General features: G+C 48.0%; 15 protein-coding genes. 9 read left to right on the top strand and 6 right to left on the bottom strand.

The annotated features are described in order from the left end of the window. Positions 1–66 precede the first annotated feature (66 nt). Together pgeF and rluD are read right to left on the bottom strand one after the other, a co-directional pair. Positions 67–837: a peptidoglycan editing factor PgeF gene (gene pgeF / locus HMPREF3052_RS01265; RefSeq protein ID WP_070747968.1), complete on the bottom strand. Its 771-nt coding sequence runs from the start codon at positions 835–837 to the stop codon at positions 67–69. Between the two features lie 81 nt (positions 838–918). Continuing rightward, positions 919–2043: a 23S rRNA pseudouridine(1911/1915/1917) synthase RluD gene (gene rluD / locus HMPREF3052_RS01260; RefSeq protein WP_070747966.1), complete on the bottom strand. Its 1125-nt coding sequence runs from the start codon at positions 2041–2043 to the stop codon at positions 919–921. Here rluD and HMPREF3052_RS01255 point away from each other — a divergent pair. The 5 genes from HMPREF3052_RS01255 to pflA all read left to right on the top strand — a co-directional run bounded on the left by HMPREF3052_RS01255 (position 2042) and on the right by pflA (position 9202). Further along, entirely contained in the window at positions 2042–2845 is an 804-nt protein-coding gene (locus HMPREF3052_RS01255; protein WP_070747964.1) for an outer membrane protein assembly factor BamD, read from the top strand. The genes rluD and HMPREF3052_RS01255 overlap by 2 nt on opposite strands. A 322-nt stretch (positions 2846–3167) precedes the next feature. Continuing rightward, positions 3168–4325, top strand: a complete 1158-nt coding sequence (locus HMPREF3052_RS01250; protein ID WP_070747962.1) for an ATP phosphoribosyltransferase regulatory subunit — start codon at positions 3168–3170, stop codon at positions 4323–4325. A 43-nt stretch (positions 4326–4368) separates the two neighbouring features. Next, on the top strand, positions 4369–5667 hold the full coding sequence (locus HMPREF3052_RS01245; RefSeq protein ID WP_070747960.1) for an adenylosuccinate synthase: 1299 nt from the start codon (positions 4369–4371) through the stop codon (positions 5665–5667). Positions 5668–5970: 303 nt separating this feature from the next. After that, a complete protein-coding gene (gene pflB / locus HMPREF3052_RS01240; RefSeq protein ID WP_070747958.1) occupies positions 5971–8256 on the top strand; it encodes a formate C-acetyltransferase in 2286 nt (761 codons plus the stop codon). A 139-nt stretch (positions 8257–8395) separates the two neighbouring features. Continuing rightward, the gene (pflA, locus tag HMPREF3052_RS01235; protein ID WP_070747956.1) at positions 8396–9202 is read left to right on the top strand and encodes a pyruvate formate lyase 1-activating protein; all 807 of its coding nucleotides are present in this window, start codon (positions 8396–8398) and stop codon (positions 9200–9202) included. 66 nt (positions 9203–9268) lie between these two features. On the opposite strand, the gene HMPREF3052_RS01230 is transcribed toward pflA, so the two are convergent. Then, positions 9269–10981: a proline--tRNA ligase gene (locus HMPREF3052_RS01230; RefSeq protein WP_070748071.1), complete on the bottom strand. Its 1713-nt coding sequence runs from the start codon at positions 10979–10981 to the stop codon at positions 9269–9271. 500 nt (positions 10982–11481) lie between these two features. Here HMPREF3052_RS01230 and fghA point away from each other — a divergent pair, with 500 nt between their 5' ends. Beyond that, entirely contained in the window at positions 11482–12330 is an 849-nt protein-coding gene (gene fghA / locus HMPREF3052_RS01225) for an S-formylglutathione hydrolase (protein ID WP_070747954.1), read from the top strand. Between the two features lie 96 nt (positions 12331–12426). Here fghA and recA read toward each other — a convergent pair whose 3' ends face one another. From recA to HMPREF3052_RS01210, 3 genes are all read right to left on the bottom strand, one after another. Beyond that, the gene (gene recA, locus HMPREF3052_RS01220; RefSeq protein WP_063075842.1) at positions 12427–13473 is read right to left on the bottom strand and encodes a recombinase RecA; all 1047 of its coding nucleotides are present in this window, start codon (positions 13471–13473) and stop codon (positions 12427–12429) included. Between the two features lie 147 nt (positions 13474–13620). Next, positions 13621–14913 (bottom strand): 3-phosphoshikimate 1-carboxyvinyltransferase, encoded by a 1293-nt coding sequence (gene aroA / locus HMPREF3052_RS01215; protein WP_070747952.1) that lies wholly within the window; start codon positions 14911–14913, stop codon positions 13621–13623. Between the two features lie 262 nt (positions 14914–15175). Beyond that, the gene (locus tag HMPREF3052_RS01210) at positions 15176–15781 is read right to left on the bottom strand and encodes a CoA pyrophosphatase (protein WP_070747950.1); all 606 of its coding nucleotides are present in this window, start codon (positions 15779–15781) and stop codon (positions 15176–15178) included. 175 nt (positions 15782–15956) lie between these two features. Here HMPREF3052_RS01210 and HMPREF3052_RS01205 point away from each other — a divergent pair, with 175 nt between their 5' ends. From HMPREF3052_RS01205 to ispE, 3 genes are read left to right on the top strand one after another with little or no spacing between them, the layout of a single operon-like run. Next, entirely contained in the window at positions 15957–17819 is a 1863-nt protein-coding gene (locus HMPREF3052_RS01205; protein WP_070747948.1) for a tetratricopeptide repeat protein, read from the top strand. A 56-nt stretch (positions 17820–17875) separates the two neighbouring features. Next, positions 17876–18460: a lipoprotein insertase outer membrane protein LolB gene (lolB, locus tag HMPREF3052_RS01200; protein WP_049351229.1), complete on the top strand. Its 585-nt coding sequence runs from the start codon at positions 17876–17878 to the stop codon at positions 18458–18460. 8 nt (positions 18461–18468) lie between these two features. Continuing rightward, positions 18469–19317, top strand: coding sequence for a 4-(cytidine 5'-diphospho)-2-C-methyl-D-erythritol kinase (ispE, locus tag HMPREF3052_RS01195; protein WP_070748069.1), 849 nt, complete (start codon positions 18469–18471; stop codon positions 19315–19317). The last annotated feature ends 33 nt before the right edge of the window (positions 19318–19350 follow it).

The following is a 19350-nucleotide window of genomic DNA, read 5'->3' as shown; positions in this document are numbered from 1 at the left end:
GTTTAGGCCGTCTGAAACCGTAAACGGAAAGTCTTTCAGACGGCCTTGTCTTTGATAGCGCAAATCTTATTTTTCCAACCAAATCAGGCTGACCATGCGGCCGGTTTGTCCGTCGCGGCGATAGGAGAAGAAAGTATCGCGTTCCAAGACGGTGCAATGGGTGCCGCCATAAATCATGTTCACGCCTTCGCGATGCAGAATCATACGCGCCAAAGCGTAAATGTCGGCAAGGTATTTGCCGCCGCCGATGTCTTCAAACGCATCGACAGCTTCCGGCATGGGGGTGCAAAACGCATCAAATACATCTTGACCGACCTCAAACGCATCAGGACCGATGGCAGGTGCGAGATAGGCCATGATTTCCAACGGCTCGACATTCATTGCCGCAATGGTATTTTGCAAAACGCCGCCGGCCAAACCGCGCCAACCTGCATGAGCCGCCGCAACAACGGTCCCTGCTTTGTCGCAAAATAAGACAGGCAGGCAATCGGCAGTCATTGAGGCGCAGGCAACCGTACCCGTCGTATCAACCGAAGCATCGGCATCAGGCGTATTACCTAATGCTTCTGCGGCATTCACAACAATGCTGCTGTGGATTTGATTAAGGTAGGCAATGGGCAGGCCGACTTGTTCCTGTACGATTTCGCGGTTGCGGAGTACGGCTTCCAGATTGTCGCCGACGTGCGAACCGACATTCAGGCTGCGGTACACGCCTTCACTGACACCGTCGTTGCGCGTGGTAATAAGCGTTTTGACATTGGCAGGGGCAGGCCAGTCGGCAGTCAAAAAATTCTTGCCTTGCGGGGCGAGGTTTAGGGTTTCTGTGATGGTTTTCATAATCTTTGAATCGCTGAAATATTGGAACGGATTGATTTCAGACGGCCTCAGATAATATTTTAGGCCGTCTGAAAAATGGGTTTAATCCCTTACATAAACGACTTCGACATCGTAGTCGTCTTCATTCCAATCGTCGTCATCGTCCATGCCGAATTTCTCTTGCCATTCTTCCTCGTTGCTTAGGGACGAATCTAAACCGACTTCCAGACGCAGGACGGAAAGCAGGTGGTACATATCGTCAGGCATAGGCGCTTCAAAGGAAACGGTTTCGCCGGTTTTCGGGTGCACAAAGCTCAAACGGTAGGCATGCAGGGCTTGGCGTGCGCCGAGGGCTTTGATGGCTTCTTTAACCGCGTCGCTGCATGGATGGCGCAGGTTGCCGTAAACAGGGTCGGCGGCCAGCGGATGGTTGGCTTCGCGCATATGAACGCGGATTTGGTGTGTGCGGCCGGTTTCGAGCGAGCATTCGATGTAGCTGTGGGAAAGATAGCGTTCTAACACTTTGACGTGGGTAATGGCAGGTTTGCCGCCGAATTTGACGACTGCCATTTTCAGGCGGTTGTGCGGATCGCGGCCGATTTGGGTTTCGATTTTGCCGTCGAAAGGAACAATGCCGTTGGCGACTGCACGGTAAATGCGTTTGACTGTGCGCTCTTGAAGCTGTTGAACCAGTGAGTTTTGCGCCGGCAAGGTTTTGGCGACCACCATCAGACCGCTGGTTTCTTTGTCCAAACGGTGTACGATGCCCGCACGCGGCACTTGGCTTAATTCAGGACAGTGTGCCAACAGGCCGTTGAGCAGGGTGCCGCTCCAGTTGCCTGCGGCAGGGTGGACGACCAGTCCGGCCGGTTTGTTGATGACGATGACGGTATCGTCTTCATAAATGATGTCCAAATCCATCGGTTCTGGCGTGAATGCGAGGTTTTCTTCGCTCGGACGTACCGTAACGGCAATCAATTCACCGCCTATCATTTTATCTTTGGGTTGCGCGGGCTTATCGTTTACAATGACTGCACCCTCTTTAATCCACGAACTCAGGCGGCTGCGCGAGTAGTCGGGCATGAGTTTGGCCAATACGGCATCCAGCCTTCCGCCCGCCATTTCGAGCGGAACGGTCAAATTAACACAACTTTCTGTTTCAGGGGATGACGGAAAGTCTAAATCATCGCTATAATCGGCTTCGTTATCAAAGGAAGTATTCTGCATGAAAAAAATTCTTTTAGTAGTTTCTTTAGGTTTGGCACTGAGTGCCTGCGCAAATAAAGGCACAATCGATAAAGACGCCCAAATTACTCAAGATTGGAGTGTGGAAAAGCTTTATGCCGAAGCGCAAGACGAATTGAACAGCAACAATTATACGCGAGCTGTCAAGTTATACGAAATTTTAGAATCCCGTTTTCCAAACGGCCGCTATGCCCAGCAGTCCCAGTTGGATACGGCGTATGCCTATTACAAAGACGATGAACCGGAAAAAGCCTTGGCTGCCATTGCGCGCTTCCAACGCCATCATCCGCAACATCCGAATATGGACTACGCGCTATACTTGAAAGGTTTGGTTCTGTTTAACGAAGACCAGTCTTTCTTGAACAAGCTGGCTTCCCAAGACTGGTCCGACCGCGATCCGAAAGCCAACCACGATGCTTATCAGGCGTTTGCCGAGTTGGTGCAACGTTATCCAAACAGCAAATACGCTGCCGATGCAACCGAGCGTATGGCCAAGCTGGTGGACGCTTTGGGCGGTAACGAGATGTCTGTGGCGCGTTATTACATGAAACGCGGTGCTTATGTTGCAGCGGCCAACCGTGCGCAAAAAATCGTCAGCCGTTACCAAAATACCCGTTACGTTGAAGAAGCTTTGGCGATGATGGAACTGGCGTACAAAAAACTGGACAAGCCGCAACTGGCTGCCGATACACGCCGCGTTTTGGAAACTAACTTCCCACAAAGCCCGTTCTTGCAACACGAATGGCGATCTGACGATATGCCTTGGTGGCGTTACTGGCGTTAAGCGTCGGGTTGTTCAGGCATGAATAAGGCCATCTGAAAACGATGCAGCTATGCATTTGGTTTTCAGACGGCCTTTGTTTTTAATGTTTTTTTACGCTCTCTGTAAACAGGGTGCAAAATTCGTTTTAATATGGTAAAGTCTGATTTTAATAACTCGACGGTTTGAAGCCGTTACTCAGGGGCTGTTTAAATTTAAAATCAGTTTTGTTGAAGCCGCATCAGATTTGCTATTGATGCATTCAGGAAAATTTCAGTCGTCAGGCTGATTTGGTTTTAAATTTAAGCAGCCCTTTATGTTTACAAAAAAACAGAGGTAGATTCTCATGAAGTCTTGGCAGCTTCCTGAACACGTTGCCGACGTGTTACCGACCAATGCCCGACAACTGGAAAGCGCCCGTGAGCGGCTATTGGCTTTGTTCCGCGTGCATGGTTATGAATTGGTGCAACCGCCATTGATGGAATACAGCCATTCCTTATTGACGCATATCGATGCTGGTTTGTCTTTGAAAACCATTTTGGTCGTTGATCAGCTCAGTGGCCGTCAACTCGGTATCCGCGCGGATATTACACCGCAGGTGGCGCGTATTGATGCCCACTTGCTTTCCGCCAATCAAGGCATCAACCGCTTATGCTATGCCGGTTCAGTGCTTCATGCGCGGCCTGACGGATTGCTCAATATGCGCGAGCCTTTACAGGCCGGTGCGGAAATGTACGGCTTGGAAGGCATTGAAGCGGATATTGAATTGATTGATTTGATGCTGAAAAGCATGAAAATCGCCGATATGGGCGAAGTTTTGCTTTCATTGGGTCATATCGGCGTATTCCGTGCTTTGGCAAATGCCGCGCATTTGGATGAGCAGCAATCGGCAACCCTGCTTTCATCAATGCAGGACAAAGATGCCGAGGTCGTCAGCCAGTTGGTCAAAGAGTGGAAACTCGACGGTATGTGGGCAAAAGCGTTTTCATTGTTACCACGACTGTACGGCGGTCGTGAAGTGCTGACTTTGGCTAGAGAGAAATTACCGGAATTGTCTGCAGTCAGTGCGGCTTTGGATGAATTGCAGGCAGTATGCGATGCGTTCCTAAATCAAAAAGTGCATATCGATTTGTCGGAACTGCGCGTTGACAATTACCATACCGGTTTGCTTTACGCGGCTTATGGTTCAAACCGTCATGATGCTGTGGCACGCGGCGGCCGTTATGACGGATTGGGCGGATACTTCGGACGCGCACGTCCTGCGGCCGGATTCAGTTTTGATTTGCGCAGCTTTATCGGCCGCCTTCCTGCTATCGGACGAGAGTCCGTGGTGGCTGTCGATGTAAAAGACATGCCTGCGGCTCAAGAAGCGGTAGATGCTTTGCGCGAACAAGGACAATGTGTCGTTATCGATTACGGTATCGGCTATAACGGTTCGGAAGAGGTTACAGGCCGTCTGAAACAGGTAGACGGCGTTTGGAAAGTAATCGCTTTGAACGATTGAGTTTTATTTTGAAATTTTGTATCTGAAATAAGGTTAGATGGCTATGGCTAAAAATGTTGTCGTAATCGGTGCCCAATGGGGTGATGAAGGCAAAGGTAAGATTGTTGACTGGCTGGCGGAAGAAACCAGTGGTGTAGTACGTTTCCAAGGCGGCCACAATGCCGGCCATACTTTGGTCGTCGGTGGCAAAAAAACCATTTTGCGCCTGATTCCAAGCGGCATTTTGCATGAGACTTTGGACTGCTTCATCGGCTCAGGTGTTGTCGTTTCTCCTGAAGCATTGTTGGGCGAAATCGATGAATTAAACGCTGCCGGTGTGAAAAACGTCGAAGGCCGTCTGAAAATTGCGCCAACCTGCCCATTGATTCTGCCTTACCACATCGCGCTTGATCAAGCTCGCGAAGCTTCCCGGGGTAAAGGCAAAATTGGTACAACCGGTCGCGGCATCGGCCCAGCCTATGAAGATAAAGTTGCCCGTCGCGCGATTCGCGTGGTGGACTTGCTGCACCCTGAAAAACTGGTTGAGAAACTGGAAGCCGTTTTGGCTTATTACAATGTTCAGTTGCAACACCTGCACAATGCAGAGCCGGTCAAAATTGAAGATGTGATGGCGGTAATTGAAAAAGTTGCACCGCGCATTACGCCGATGATTACCGATGTTTCCCGTGTTTTGAACGAGAAAAACCGAAAAGGCGAAAGCCTGTTGTTTGAAGGTGCACAAGGTACGTTGCTGGACATCGACTACGGTACTTATCCGTTTGTGACTTCCTCCAACTGCTTGGCTGGTGCCGCTTCTGCCGGTGCAGGCGTAGGTCCGCAAATGCTGGATTATGTTTTGGGTATCGTTAAAGCCTATACTACCCGCGTGGGTTCCGGTCCATTCCCGACTGAATTGTTTGATGAAGTGGGCGCAGGCTTGGCTGAGCGCGGCCATGAATTCGGTTCTGTAACCGGTCGTGCGCGTCGTTGTGGCTGGTTTGACGCGGCTGCTCTGAAACGCTCTATTCAAGTTAACGGAATTTCCGGTATGTGCATTACCAAGCTGGACGTGATGGACGGTATTGAGAACATCAATATCTGTGTAGGTTATGAATTGCCTGATGGCAGCAAAACCGACATTCTGCCTTGCGGCTCTGATGCAGTAGAAACCTGCAAACCGATTTATGAAACCATGCCGGGTTGGAGCGAGTCGACTTTCGGCGTGAAAGAATATGACAAGCTTCCTGAAAACGCTAAAGCTTATCTGAAACGTATTGAAGAAGTGTGCGGTGCGCCTGTGGCTATTGTTTCAACCGGTCCTGACCGCGAAGAAACCATCGTTTTGCATCATCCGTTTGCTTAATTGATTAAGTGAATAAAAGGCCGTCTGAATGTTTCAGACGGCCTTTTATATGAAATGCAATAAAAATTCAGCCCTGAAGGATGTCTGTCTTCAGGGCTGAATTTCGTATTCTACGCCGTTTTTTAACGCGAGTGTTTGGAAACCGAGATGTAGTGCCAAGTAACAATTATTCTCATTGATGTAAGTCAAGAAAAGGCTAGTCTGTAATTTTATTTCAAGAAAACTCCTGTAAATGGAAGGGTATTAGTGCTATCCTTTCAGAAAATTTACGGTATATATTTCCAATAAAATTAGGAGCTTGATATGTCAAATGATGTTCAGCAACGTCCAGCCGCTTGGGAAGGTTTTACTGGCGGCAACTGGGAAACCAACGTAGATGTTCGCGATTTTATTCAGAAAAACTACACGCCTTATGAAGGCGATGCCTCTTTCTTGGCACCTGCAACCGAAGCCACAACCAAACTGTGGGCGGACGTATTGGAAGGTATTAAAGTAGAAAACCGTACGCACGAGCCGTACAAAATCGATGCGCAAATCATATCCGGTATTACCAGCCACGCTCCAGGCTACATTAACAAAGATTTAGAAACCATCGTCGGCTTGCAAACAGACGAGCCTTTGAAACGCTCCATCATGCCGTTTGGCGGTTTGAAAATGGTGCAAGACGCGTGCAAAGTGTACAACGTTGAGTTGAACCCTGAAGTCAGCGAAATTTTCACCAAATACCGCAAAACCCATAACCAAGGCGTGTTTGACGTTTACACTCCCGACATCCGCCGTTGCCGTAAATCAGGCGTGATTACCGGTCTGCCGGATGCTTATGGCCGAGGTCGTATTATCGGTGACTACCGTCGTGTTGCATTGTACGGTATCGACTTCTTGATGAAAGACAAACTCAACCAGTTCAACTCACTGCAAGCCGATTTGGAAAACGGTGTGGATTTGGAAGAAGTGATCCGCCGCCGCGAAGAAATCAATGAGCAATACAAAGCATTGGGCCAAATGAAAGAAATGGCGGCTTCTTACGGCTACGATATTTCCGGCCCTGCAAAAAATGCACAAGAAGCCATCCAATGGACTTACTTTGCCTACCTCGCTGCCGTTAAATCTCAAAACGGTGCGGCGATGTCTTTCGGCCGTGTATCTTCATTCTTGGACATCTACATTGAACGCGACCTAAAAAATGGTGTGATTACCGAAACCCAAGCGCAAGAATTCATTGACCACTTGGTGATGAAACTGCGTATGGTCCGTTTCCTGCGTACTCCGGAATACGATCAACTCTTCTCCGGCGACCCGATTTGGGCAACCGAATCTATCGGCGGTATGGGCTTGGACGGCCGTACCTTGGTAACACGCACCAACTTCCGCGTGTTGCACACTCTGTACAACATGGGTCCGTCTCCTGAGCCGAACATTACTGTCTTGTGGTCTGAACAACTGCCACAAGGCTTTAAAGAGTACTGCGCCAAAGTATCTATCGACACTTCGTCTATCCAATACGAAAACGACGACTTGATGCGTCCTGATTTCAATAGCGATGATTATGCTATTGCCTGCTGCGTGAGCCCAATGATTGTCGGCAAACAAATGCAGTTCTTCGGTGCCCGTGCCAACTTGGCAAAAACCCTGCTGTACGCAATCAACGGCGGTGTGGACGAGAAATCTAAAGAGCAAGTTGGTCCGAAAACCGAACCGATTATGGACGAAGTCTTGGACTACGACACTGTCTTTGCGCGCATGGACAAATTCATGGATTGGCTGGCAACCCAATACGTTACCGCGTTGAACATCATTCACTACATGCATGATAAATACAGCTACGAAGCCGCATTGATGGCATTGCATGACCGTGATGTGATTCGTACAATGGCTTGCGGTATTGCCGGTCTGTCTGTGGCTGCCGACTCTCTGTCTGCCATTAAATACGCCAAAGTGAAACCGATTCGCGACGAAAACGGCATTGCCGTTGACTTTGAAATCGAAGGCGAATACCCACAATTTGGTAACAACGACGACCGAGTTGACGATATCGCCTGCGATTTGGTTGAGCGCTTCATGAAAAAAGTGGCAACCCACAAAACTTACCGCAACGCCACCCCGACTCAGTCCGTACTGACCATTACTTCCAACGTTGTTTACGGTAAGAAAACCGGTAATACTCCAGACGGCCGCCGTGCAGGCGCTCCGTTTGGTCCGGGTGCAAACCCAATGCACGGTCGTGACGTCAACGGTGCAGTCGCTTCATTGACTTCCGTAGCCAAACTGCCATTTGAGTTTGCCAAAGACGGTATTTCCTATACCTTCTCCATTATTCCTGGCGCGTTGGGTAAAGACGAGCATTCTCGCGAGCGCAACCTTGCCGGTTTGATGGATGGTTATTTCCACCATGAAGACGGTATTTTGGAAGGCGGTCAACATTTGAACGTCAACGTATTGAATCGCGAGACTTTGGAAGATGCAATGCACAATCCGGAGAAATATCCGCAGTTGACCATTCGTGTGTCCGGTTATGCGGTTCGCTTCAACTCGTTGACCCGCGAACAACAGCTTGACGTGATTACCCGTACATTCACAGAAACCATGTAATCCGGGTGAAGAAACAAACCAGAAGCTAAATTTGCATTTGGTTTGTTTTGAAACAAAGCTCCGAGGCCGTCTGAAATGTTCAGACGGCCTTTATTATCGTACAATCCATATAAGCAAAAATATTTTTGAGCCGAACACTATGTCCACGACTTTTGCCATTACCCCCGAGCCAGAACTGAAAGACCTTGGCCACCGTCACTATAACGGCAAAGGCATTATTCATTCGATTGAATCTTGCGGTGCTGTCGATGGTCCGGGTTTGCGCTACGTCCTCTTTTTGCAAGGTTGCCTGATGCGCTGCCTGTATTGCCATAATCGTGATACTTGGGATTTTCATACCGAGCAGGCGCAGGAATTGGATGTGGCAACTGTGATGAAGCAGGTCATGACCTATCGTCATTATCTGCGTGCGACAGGCGGAGGCGTAACGGCAACCGGTGGCGAGCCGTTATTACAATATGAGTTTGTACGCGATTGGTTTACGGCCTGTCGGGAACACGATATCCATACCTGTCTCGACAGCAATGGCTATGCTTTGCACTATGACTCTATTTTAGATGATTTGCTCGATCATACCAATTTGGTTATGCTCGACTTAAAACAAATCGATCCTGAAATCCATAAAGTACTTGTCGGTATTCCAAATACCAAAACGCTGAAATTCGCGCGCTATCTTGCTGAACGCAATCAGCCGACACGGGTGCGTTATGTGGTTGTTCCCGGTTATACCGATGATGAGCGTTCAGCGCATTTATTGGGCGAGTTTATTGGTGATATGGAGAATGTAGAAATGGTCGAGCTTTTGCCGTATCACGAATTGGGCGCACATAAATGGGCTTTGTGCGGCGACGAATACAAATTAAAAGGCGTACATCCGCCGCCTAAAGAAACCATTTTGAAAATCAAAGAAATATTAGAGAGCTACGGAAAAAATATTATTTATTAAAACAGAAAAAGGCCGTCTGAAACGAGATAATCAGTTTCAGACGGCCTTTTCATGATTGAAAAAGACTTAAGCGTTCAATGCAGTCAGAACCTTGGCGACAACTTCTGATACAGCAACGGCTTGAGCCTGATTGTCACGGCGTTCGGCATATTCGACATTGCCTTCTTTCAATGCGCGATCGCCAATTACGATGCGGTGAGGAATACCCAACAGCTCGGAGTCATTCAGCAATACGCCCGCACGTTCGTCGCGGTCATCCAACAATACATCCGCACCGGCAGCCAAAAGCTCGGCATAGATTTTGTCAGCGGCTTCGCGTACGGCTTCAGATTTTTTGTAGTTCATCGGTACAATCACGACTTCAAACGGCGCCATTGCTTTGGTCCAAACAATGCCTTTTTCGTCGTTGTTTTGCTCGATGGCGGCAGCAACGACGCGGGTAATACCGATACCGTAGCAGCCCATTTCCATGATTTGGGATTTGCCGTTATTGTCCAAGAAGCTGACATTCATGGCTTGGGTATATTTGTCGCGTAGTTGGAAAACGTGACCGACTTCAATACCGCGCGCCAGTTTCAGACGACCTTGTTCGTCGGGGCTGATGTCGCCTTCGATGACATTGCGCAAATCGACAAATTCAGGCTCGGCAGCATCGCGGCCGAAGTTGAAGCCGGTATAGTGGTAGTCGTCTTCGTTCGCGCCGATAACCCAGTCTGCGCCTTTTTCGGTGGCGAAATCGGCATAGACTTTACCTTTGAAGTTGACAGGGCCGAGAGAGCCGCCGTTTGCACCGAACTGTTCAACAATCGCGGCAGGGCTTGCCATGGTCAGTGGCGATTTCACGCCGGCCAGTTTTTCTGCCTTGATGTCGTTAAATTCATGGTCGCCGCGTAACAGAAGCAGGACGAGTTCGCCTTCGTTTTCGCCTTCAACCACGATGGATTTGAGGGTTTGTTCAACCGGAATATTGAGGAATTCAACCAAAGACTCAATGGTTTTGACGTTTGGCGTATGTACTTTGGTCAACTCGGCCTGAGCAGCGGCGCGTTCGCCTTTAAGTGGCAAGGTAGGTGCCAATTCGATATTGGCGGCGTAATCGGAAGTGTCGCTATATGCAATAACGTCTTCGCCGCTTTCAGCCAATACTTGGAATTCGTGAGAGCCGGTACCGCCGATGCTGCCGGTATCTGCGGCAACAGGACGGAATTCCAAACCCAAACGGGTGAAGATACGGCAATAAGCGTCGTACATATCTTGATAGGTCGTCTGAAGCGAGGCATAGTCGGCATGAAAGGAATAAGCGTCTTTCATGACAAACTCGCGCGCACGCATCACACCAAAGCGCGGACGCACTTCATCGCGGAATTTGGTTTGGATGTGGTAAAAGTTTTTCGGTAGTTGTTTGTAGCTGTTGACTTCTTTGCGCACGATGTCGGCAATCACTTCTTCGCAAGTCGGACCCATGCAGAAATCGCGGTCATGACGGTCTTTCAGGCGCAGCAGTTCTTTACCGTAAAACTCCCAGCGGCCGGATTCCTGCCACAGTTCGGCAGGTTGTACCACCGGCATCAGCAGCTCCACGCTACCTGCACGGGCCATTTCTTCACGCACGATATTTTCAACTTTGCGCAATACGCGCAGGCCCATCGGCATCCAAGTATAAAGACCGGATGCGTTTGCTTTGATCAAACCGGCACGAATCATCAGCTTGTGGCTGGCAAGTGCAGCTTCGGCAGGGGCTTCTTTAAGGGTAGAAATGAAGAACTGGGAGGCTTTCATGGCGTATTTTTCTTTCTTAAAAATAAGTGCGTATTGTAACGCAAAATGTGTGGCTGCGCGTCTTTTGAATGGCATCTGATGAAATTGGCCGTTGTTTCACAGAGCTTTTGATTCGGGGCGATTTTTAGGGATGTCAACCCTAATTTATGCACAAAGCCGCATAACCTTGTTTTACCTATAAATTTTCACTGTATGATTATAGTAAAATTCTATAAATATAACTACTTGATTTTATTATGTTTTATTTGATTAAATTTTAGTCAATTTAAGACTTGGTTTGTTCCTAAAGAAAATTTTACGATTACCCAAAGCTTATCAACAGATTTATCCACAGAGATTGTGTATAGATTTTAAATGCTGTCGGCGTAATGATTTCGCATGATTGTCAAGCCTTGTTTAAAGCAGATTTGGTTGCCTTAAAAAGATGGGGCAACAACACGATGAGCAGGTTTTGCGCTAACATTCTGCTTATTGTTGGTTGTTTCCTTACAAGGGATAAAATGAAAAATTCAGAATTGCATTTGCTGGAACGCAGAAAGATGTTTAACGGGCATCAGGAACGGTACCGCCATTTTTCTCAAACCTGCCGGACGGACATGGTATTTGATGTCTATCTGCCGCCACAAATCTTAAAAGGTTATCCTGCGCCTGTTTTATATTTTCTTTCCGGCTTAAATAGTGATGGTTCTGAATTGGTTCGGCAAAGCGGAATCCAGCGTTTTGCGGCGCAATGGAATATTATCGTGGTTTTTCCGGATACCTCGCCACGCGGTCAGCATGTTGCCGACAGCGAGGAACATTATCTTGGACAGGGCGCCGGATTTTATGTTAACGCAACTGAAGCACCTTGGGCGCAGCATTACCAAATGGAAAGCTATATCAGCCAAGAATTGCCTGATTTGATCGAGCATAATTTCCCGGTAACAAAAGAGCGCAGCATTGCAGGTTTCAGCATGGGCGGGCATGGCGCGCTGCAGTTGGCTTTGAACTATCCCGGCCGATATACTGCGGTTTCTGCCTTTGCGCCTTTATGTCATCCTATCGAGACGGAAGGAGGTAGGCAGGCATTTTCAGCTTATTTGGGTCAAAACATGGAAATATGGAAACGCTATGACAGTACTGAGCTGCTTCAGACGGCCTCGCATAAATTGCCTGTTTTGATTGATGTCGGCCGTGAAGATACTTTGTATCCTGACGTCCTGCAACCGGAAGCATTTGTCCGCTCAGCGCGTGAAAAAGGTTTCAATATCCAATATAAAGTACGTCCGGGCTATGGGCATGACTATTTCTTTATTGCCAGCTTTATCGATTCGCATATTGAGTTTCACGCTCAGGCATTAGGGCTTTAAGCAGTATTGAATAAAAGGCCGTCTGAAATCTGATTAATGGTCGGATTTCAGACGGCCTTTATTTAGGCTTTTTTGAACCTTTAATTTCAAATAGACTTATTCCTCAGGACGTTCGCCGTCGGTATCGTCCAATTTGCCTTCGGTGATATCCATATTGATACCGACTGCCGCACGGATTTTGGCATCGATTTCGTTGGCGATATCAGGGTTTTCTTTCAGCCAAACGCGTACATTGTCTTTACCTTGGCCGATTTTTGCGCCGTTGTAGCTGTACCATGCACCGGATTTCTCAACGATGTCATGTTTGACACCCAAGTCGATCAATTCGCCTTCCCAGCTGATGCCTTCGCCGTAAAGAATATCAAATTCGGCTTGACGGAATGGAGGCGCAACTTTGTTTTTGATGACTTTGACTTTGGTTTCGTTACCAATAACGTCATCGCCTTTTTTAATCTGGCCGGTACGGCGGATGTCGAGGCGGACGGAGGCATAGAATTTGAGCGCGTTACCGCCGGTCGTAGTTTCAGGGCTACCGAACATCACGCCGATTTTCATACGGATTTGGTTGATGAAAACAACCAATGTATTGGTGCGTTTGATGTGGCCGGTCAGTTTGCGCAGGGCTTGGCTCATTAGGCGGGCTTGCAGACCGACGTGGCTGTCGCCCATTTCGCCTTCGATCTCGGCTTTAGGCACAAGTGCGGCTACGGAGTCAACAACGACCATATCGATACCGCCTGAGCGTACCAAGGTATCGCAGATTTCCAATGCCTGCTCGCCGGTATCCGGTTGGGAGAGATAGAGTTCTTCGACTTTTACGCCGAGTTTACGGGCGTAAATCGGGTCAAAAGCATGCTCGGCATCGATGAATGCGCAGATACCGCCATTTTTTTGGCATTGAGCAATGGCTTCGAGACAGAGTGTGGTTTTACCGGAGGATTCCGGGCCGAAAATTTCAACCACGCGGCCGCGGGGCAGACCGCCAACGCCGAGTGCCAAGTCCACGCCGAGGGAGCCGGTGGAAATAACATCAAGGTTTTCTTCCTGTTGGCTGCCGTCCATTTTCATGATGGAGCCTTTGCCGAAGTTTTTTTCGATTTGGGCAAGGGCGGCGGCTAAGGCTTTGCTTTTTTCGTCTGACATGTTTTCTCTCCGAAAGGAAATATGAATCGCTAAGAATTTATTTAGCTATTATCGCATAAATTAAGAAAAAGTATAGTTTTATTTTTATTTTTCAGACGGCCTGTGTTTTTTGCATGCAACAGGCCGTCTGAAATATTGAATAATCAATCAGTTGGTCAATGATGCAAAAACTTGGAAATAGTCGGGGAAAGTTTTATGCGTACATTTCGGGTCGTTGATGATGACGGGGACGCCCAAAAGCGAAGCCAGCGAGAAACACATGGCCATGCGGTGGTCGTCGTAAGTATCGATGACGGCATCAGGGGTAAGTGTTTCGGGAGGCGTAATATGAATAGCTTCGGCTTCTTCAACGACTTCTGCACCCAGTTTGCGCAGTTCGGTTGCCATAGCGGCGATACGGTCGGTTTCTTTGACGCGCCATGAGCCGATATTACGCAGGGTGCAGGGCTGTTTGGTGGCCAGTGCGACGATAGCCAGAGTCATGGCCGCGTCTGGAATATGGTTGGCATCCAAATCAAAAGCCTGAATCTTGCGCTCGGCAGGGCGGGAAATTTCAACAAAATTTTCGCCCCAAATCACATCTGCACCGATTTTCTCCAATTCGCGCGCAAAGGCAACGTCGCCTTGGATGCTGTGCGCGCCGATGCCGGTTACGCGGATGGGTGTACCCGCAATCAGACCTGCGCCTAAGAAATAAGACGCGCTGGAGGCATCGCCTTCTACATATAAATGTTCGGGTGCATGATATTTGGTACCGGCCGGGATTTTAAATACACGATAGTCTTCATTGATGATGTCCACACCAAACTGCGCCATCAGCTTGAGCGTGATGTCGATATAAGGTTTGGAAATCAATTCGCCTACCATGTGGATTTCAAATGCTTGTCCGGTCAAGGGCAAAGCCATCAGCAGGGCGGTCAGGAATTGGCTGGAAACATTGCCTTTAATCGGAATAACGCGCTCGCCGTTGTCTTGGCGTTTACCGATCTGAAGCGGAGGGTAGTTTTCATTGCCCAGATATTGTACGTCCGCACCTGCAATGCGCAGCGCATCCACCAAATCGCCGATGGGGCGTTCGTGCATACGCGGCACGCCATGCAGATGATAGTCGCCACCCAAAACGGCAAGCGCGGCAGTTAAAGGGCGGAATGCCGTACCGGCGTTGCCTAAAAACAAATCGGCGGTTGAGTTGGGAAAGCGGCCGCCGGTGCCATGAACTTTCAGACGGCCTTCAGGTAAAGATTCAATGTGTACGCCGAGTTTGTCGAGTGCTTCAAGCATTCGGTCGGTATCGTCGGATTTGAGCAAAGAATGGATTTCGCAAACGTTGTCGGAGAGTGCGGCCAAGAGCAGCGTGCGGTTGCTGATGCTTTTGGAACCGGGCAGGGCAACGGTGGAAGGCTTGAGTGTAGAAGCGGGCAGGCGGATGGATTCGATCATGGCTGGACTAAGCTCGTTTGAATTGTAAATCAGACCGATATTATACGCAGGCAAAGGCCGTCTGAAAAATGAAGAGGGCGCAATTTATTTGTGAAAAAATGAATTTTTATATCGTTACACTATTTTCCAATCGTTTATTTTGAAATTTTCTGCTCCTGTTTTGTGTTTGCCGCTATAACTTATTTTGTTGTGGTAGGTATATAACCAAACACCATAAGAAAATCAGAAACCATTCTTTCCTATTTTTTCAGACGGCCTTGCCTTATTTAAAAGCTTGGCAATATTGCTGATAACGTTCAGCCAGTCCATATAGGATGATTGCTGTCAGCCCCCAAATGTCGTAGTGTCGGAAAGGCAGGGCTGGGAGGGCGAGGGTTTGATTGTTGTGATGAAGCTGACGGAATGTGTAGTTTTGCAGGTTTAAGGCAAAATCCAAAGGCAGATAAAAAATTTCAGCTACTTCGTCGGGATTTGCTTTTGGGTTGACGGGCTGGACGCAAATTGCCGGAACAGGCGTAACACGGTAGCCGGAGGGCGTGTCATAAAAGGGTAGCGGCGCAAAAGTCTGCCATGCGGCAATCGGAATGGCGGTTTCTTCATAAGCTTCTCTTAACGCCGTTGCCGTTAGACTGTCGTCTTGGGCATCTTTGCGGCCGCCGGCAAAGGCGATTTGTCCGGTGTGCTGCCTTAAGGTCTCAGCCCTTTTGGTCAGTAAAATTTGCCACGCTCCTTCAAGCAAGACAATGCCGACCAAAACGGCTGCTTCTTTGACCGTTTTTGGGGTAACTAATTGATTGCGCTCTGCTTGCATACGGCTGCTGAAGTGTGAAGCTTGAGTTAGGAAATGGATAAGTTGGTCGGTATTCATCTTTGATGCTGATCGTTTTATGCAGATGAGGATTACACAAGGTTTACGGTTGTCGTGTCAACAAAATAGGGTGCGTGTGTTACAGTTATGCCTGAATGATAAATAAAGCTTTGCGTCTGTTGCGCAAGTGCTTAGGCCGTCTGAAAATGCCGGCAGGTTCTCAAAAAGGATAGTTATGTTGTTTTTCCCATCCCGTATTCGAGTAGCAGCTGCGGCTGTCATGATGTTGTTTGCTACACAAACTTTTGCCGCGCCCGGCGATTCAAATGCAGTTTTTGAATCGGCTAAGATTATTAAAAAGAAAAGCCGTGCCGACCGTTTTTCTCCCGAAGAGCGCGAGCAGGAGCGGATACGTCTGTTGGGTATACAAAACCGTACCTCGCAGGTTTTCACTTTGTTAAATTCAGAACTGGCTCTGCAAAAGGGTGATGCGGCTTCTGCGCTGTTTACGTATATTTTGACGTTGCATCGTACCAAATCTCCCGAAGTGGCTGAACGCGCTTTGGAAATGGCGGTTTCTTTAAATGCCTTTGAACAGGCTGAAGCCATTTACCAAAAATGGCGCGAAATCGAGCCGGAGCCTGGTGAAGCACAAAAGCGTATGACTTGGTTGCGCAATTTGCTACTGGGCAAAGCCGATAAGAATTTGAGCGGATTGGATAAGGTGATTGCCGGCGGTAGTGAAGACGAGCAAAAGCGCGTGTTCCTGCTTTTGGCACAAACCGCAGCCCAACAGCCGAATCTGACCAGCGATGCAGTCAAACAGGTACATAAAACGGCACTGAATTATAAAGACTTTCCAGAAGCGGCGATTGCGGATGCAATTTTTAGTGCAAAAGACGGTCAAAAGAAACACGCCATTGCGGCATTGCAGCGATTGGCCAAGTTGGACAACGAAATCCTGCCGCCGACTTTTGTCACATTGCGGCTGATGGCGCAACGGCATCCTGATATTCTGGACGGCTTCTTCAAAGATACAGACACCAAAACCTTATCTCCGATTTGGCAGGAATTGGACATCGCCAATTTGATCGCCCATGGCCAAAATGATAAGGCATTCAAGCGCTTGCAGACTTTGTTGGAAGAAAATCCCAACCCTGATTTGTATATTCAGGCTGCCTTATTGTCAGCCAGCAAAACAGAAAATATTTCTGCAGTAAACAGCTATCTGGAAAAGGCTTATAAAGCCGGTACGGAGGAGCAGCGCAGCCGTGCGGCGTTGATTGGTGCGGTTTCTTATAATGATGCTGAAGAATTTGCCAAAGCCAAACAATGGCTGGATAAGGTAACGGCAACGGCTTATACATTTGATAAAACCATTTTGGCTGCTTCCATTGAAGCCAAACAGGGCAACCATAAAGAGGCTTGGGCTTTAGTGCAACGTGCCCAAAAAATGCCCGAGCAAAGAGGACGTTATTTTGAAGCCAGTGATTTGCTGAATACGGCTTTGTTTGTATTGTCTAAAAATACCAATCTTCAAGAATCGTTGAACGCTTTGAATAGCTTGGTAAACTCCACCGAAAAATCCTTGAAAACCCAAGCTTCTCCAGAGTTGCTTGCCAATGTGTTGTATCAGCGTTCGATGGTGTACGAGAAGCTGAATCAGCCAGGCAAGGCGATTGCCGATTTGCGCCGTGTGGTAGAGCTGTATCCGGATAATCCGCACGGTTGGAATGCTTTGGGCTATACCTTGCTGTCCAACGGCAAGAATTTGGAGGAAGCGTTTAAAATGGTTCAGACGGCCTATCAAATGGATCCGGAAAGCGCAGCAATTAATGACAGTGTAGGCTGGGCTTATTATCTTAAAGGCGATGCGCAAATGGCGCTTCCATATATCCAATATGCCTACGAAAAAGAACCTGAAGCCGAAGTCGCCGCGCATTTGGGCGAAGTCCTATGGACGCTTGGAGATCAAGACAAGGCCAAAGAAATCTGGAATGATGGTTTGAAGCGCGGAAGCAATCTCCGAGTATTAAAAGAGACAATGTCCAAATTCGGTATAACGCCCAGTAAACCGCACATTCAAAAACACAAATAAAACCAAAAGGCCGTCTGAAAAGCGTTTGATTTCAGATGGCCTATGAAGGAATATCCATGAATTTAAAACAATTATCATCGGTTACAGCCTTATTGCTTTTGGCTGCCTGTGCGCAGCCAAACTTACCTCAGCAAAACAGTTGGCAAGCAGCAGAGCAGGTGCAGGATTTTAGTGCGGATGGCCGATTGGCTGTCAAAGTGGAAGGCAAAGGCTCTTATGCTAATTTCGACTGGACTTATCAGAATGCGGTTCAAACCATTGATGTGAATACACCGCTGGGTAATACCGTTGGCCAGCTATGTCAAGACAGTGAAGGTGTATTGGCAGTAGACAGTAAGGGTAAGGTCTATCAGGCGGAAACGGCTGAGGAATTGAGCAGACAGCTTTTAGGCTTTGCTTTGCCGGTTCAATATCTGCATATTTGGGCTGATGGTAAACGCGTTGCCAATGCGCCATACAAAATCCTGCCTGATGGCCGTCTGGAGCAGTTTGATTGGACAATATCGCGCACTTTAAATAGTTCAGGACAGCCCAAAACGCTTCAACTTGAGAATGCCAAGTTTAATATCCGCTTGGTATTCGATACAGTAAATCACTCTTTGGATAAGAATGGACAAACCCGATGCGCAGCACGCAAATAGAGGATGCCATGTCTGTTTCAGAGGAAATTCAAGCCTTTCCTGCGCCGGCTAAATTAAATTTGGATTTGAGGATTACCGGCCGTAGGAGCGATGGTTATCATAATTTGGAAAGTATTTTCTGTTTGATCGGCTTATACGATACCGTTCATCTGAAAATGCGTACTGATGGGCAGATTATTTTGCATACGCCGGTCGAAGGGCTTGAGCCCGAACAGGACTTGACTTATCGGGCGGCTAAATTATTGTTGCCATATGCAAACGTACCGCACGGTGTTGAAATTTGGTTGGATAAAGTGATTCCGACGGGCGGCGGATTGGGCGGCGGCAGCTCCGATGCGGCCACAGTTTTAATGGTTTTAAACCAATGGTGGCAATGCGGTTTGAGCAGGCAGCAACTGATTGATTTAGGTGTAAGTCTTGGTGCGGATGTTCCTTTTTTTATTTTTGGAAGAAGTGCTTTTGCCAAAGGAGTAGGCGAGAAGCTGGCTGAAATAGATGTCCCTAAACAATGGTATGTTATCGTTAAGCCCCCCGTCCATGTGGCAACAGCTAAAATTTTTGCACATGAAGGCTTGACACGTGATTCCAAACCCAGCATAATGCCGACTTTCCAATCATTACAGCCGTTTCAAAATGATATGCAGGCGGTTGTGTTTCAGGAATATCCTGAAGTTTGGAAGGCTTATGTTGAGTTATCCCAATATGGTTATACATTAATGACTGGTTCTGGAGCTTGTTTGTTTATAGCAAGTGCATCTCATCAAGAAGCAAATACAATTTACCAACAGGTTTCTCAATCATATGAGGCTTATCGTGTGGAAGGATTAGATATTCATCCGCTATTTCATATGATTTAGTAAGTTGGGGAGTCGTCAAGCGGTTAAGACACT

Source organism: Neisseria sp. HMSC056A03, from assembly GCF_001815685.1.
In the GTDB taxonomy this organism is placed as follows: Bacteria; Pseudomonadota; Gammaproteobacteria; order Burkholderiales; family Neisseriaceae; genus Neisseria; species Neisseria subflava.
The sequence above is the reverse complement of the archived record's forward strand: the minus strand, read 5'-3'. Positions and strand labels throughout refer to the sequence as shown.

What these genes read in the sequence shown, in the direction of transcription:
- pgeF (WP_070747968.1), bottom strand. Translation starts at nt 837, where the DNA reads ATGAAAACCATCACAGAAACCCTAAACCTCGCCCCGCAAGGCAAGAAT.
- HMPREF3052_RS01255 (WP_070747964.1), top strand. Translation starts at nt 2,042, where the DNA reads ATGAAAAAAATTCTTTTAGTAGTTTCTTTAGGTTTGGCACTGAGTGCC.
- rluD (WP_070747966.1), bottom strand. Translation starts at nt 2,043, where the DNA reads ATGCAGAATACTTCCTTTGATAACGAAGCCGATTATAGCGATGATTTA.
- HMPREF3052_RS01250 (WP_070747962.1), top strand. Translation starts at nt 3,168, where the DNA reads ATGAAGTCTTGGCAGCTTCCTGAACACGTTGCCGACGTGTTACCGACC.
- HMPREF3052_RS01245 (WP_070747960.1), top strand. Translation starts at nt 4,369, where the DNA reads ATGGCTAAAAATGTTGTCGTAATCGGTGCCCAATGGGGTGATGAAGGC.
- pflB (WP_070747958.1), top strand. Translation starts at nt 5,971, where the DNA reads ATGTCAAATGATGTTCAGCAACGTCCAGCCGCTTGGGAAGGTTTTACT.
- pflA (WP_070747956.1), top strand. Translation starts at nt 8,396, where the DNA reads ATGTCCACGACTTTTGCCATTACCCCCGAGCCAGAACTGAAAGACCTT.
- HMPREF3052_RS01230 (WP_070748071.1), bottom strand. Translation starts at nt 10,981, where the DNA reads ATGAAAGCCTCCCAGTTCTTCATTTCTACCCTTAAAGAAGCCCCTGCC.
- fghA (WP_070747954.1), top strand. Translation starts at nt 11,482, where the DNA reads ATGAAAAATTCAGAATTGCATTTGCTGGAACGCAGAAAGATGTTTAAC.
- recA (WP_063075842.1), bottom strand. Translation starts at nt 13,473, where the DNA reads ATGTCAGACGAAAAAAGCAAAGCCTTAGCCGCCGCCCTTGCCCAAATC.
- aroA (WP_070747952.1), bottom strand. Translation starts at nt 14,913, where the DNA reads ATGATCGAATCCATCCGCCTGCCCGCTTCTACACTCAAGCCTTCCACC.
- HMPREF3052_RS01210 (WP_070747950.1), bottom strand. Translation starts at nt 15,781, where the DNA reads ATGAATACCGACCAACTTATCCATTTCCTAACTCAAGCTTCACACTTC.
- HMPREF3052_RS01205 (WP_070747948.1), top strand. Translation starts at nt 15,957, where the DNA reads ATGTTGTTTTTCCCATCCCGTATTCGAGTAGCAGCTGCGGCTGTCATG.
- lolB (WP_049351229.1), top strand. Translation starts at nt 17,876, where the DNA reads ATGAATTTAAAACAATTATCATCGGTTACAGCCTTATTGCTTTTGGCT.
- ispE (WP_070748069.1), top strand. Translation starts at nt 18,469, where the DNA reads ATGTCTGTTTCAGAGGAAATTCAAGCCTTTCCTGCGCCGGCTAAATTA.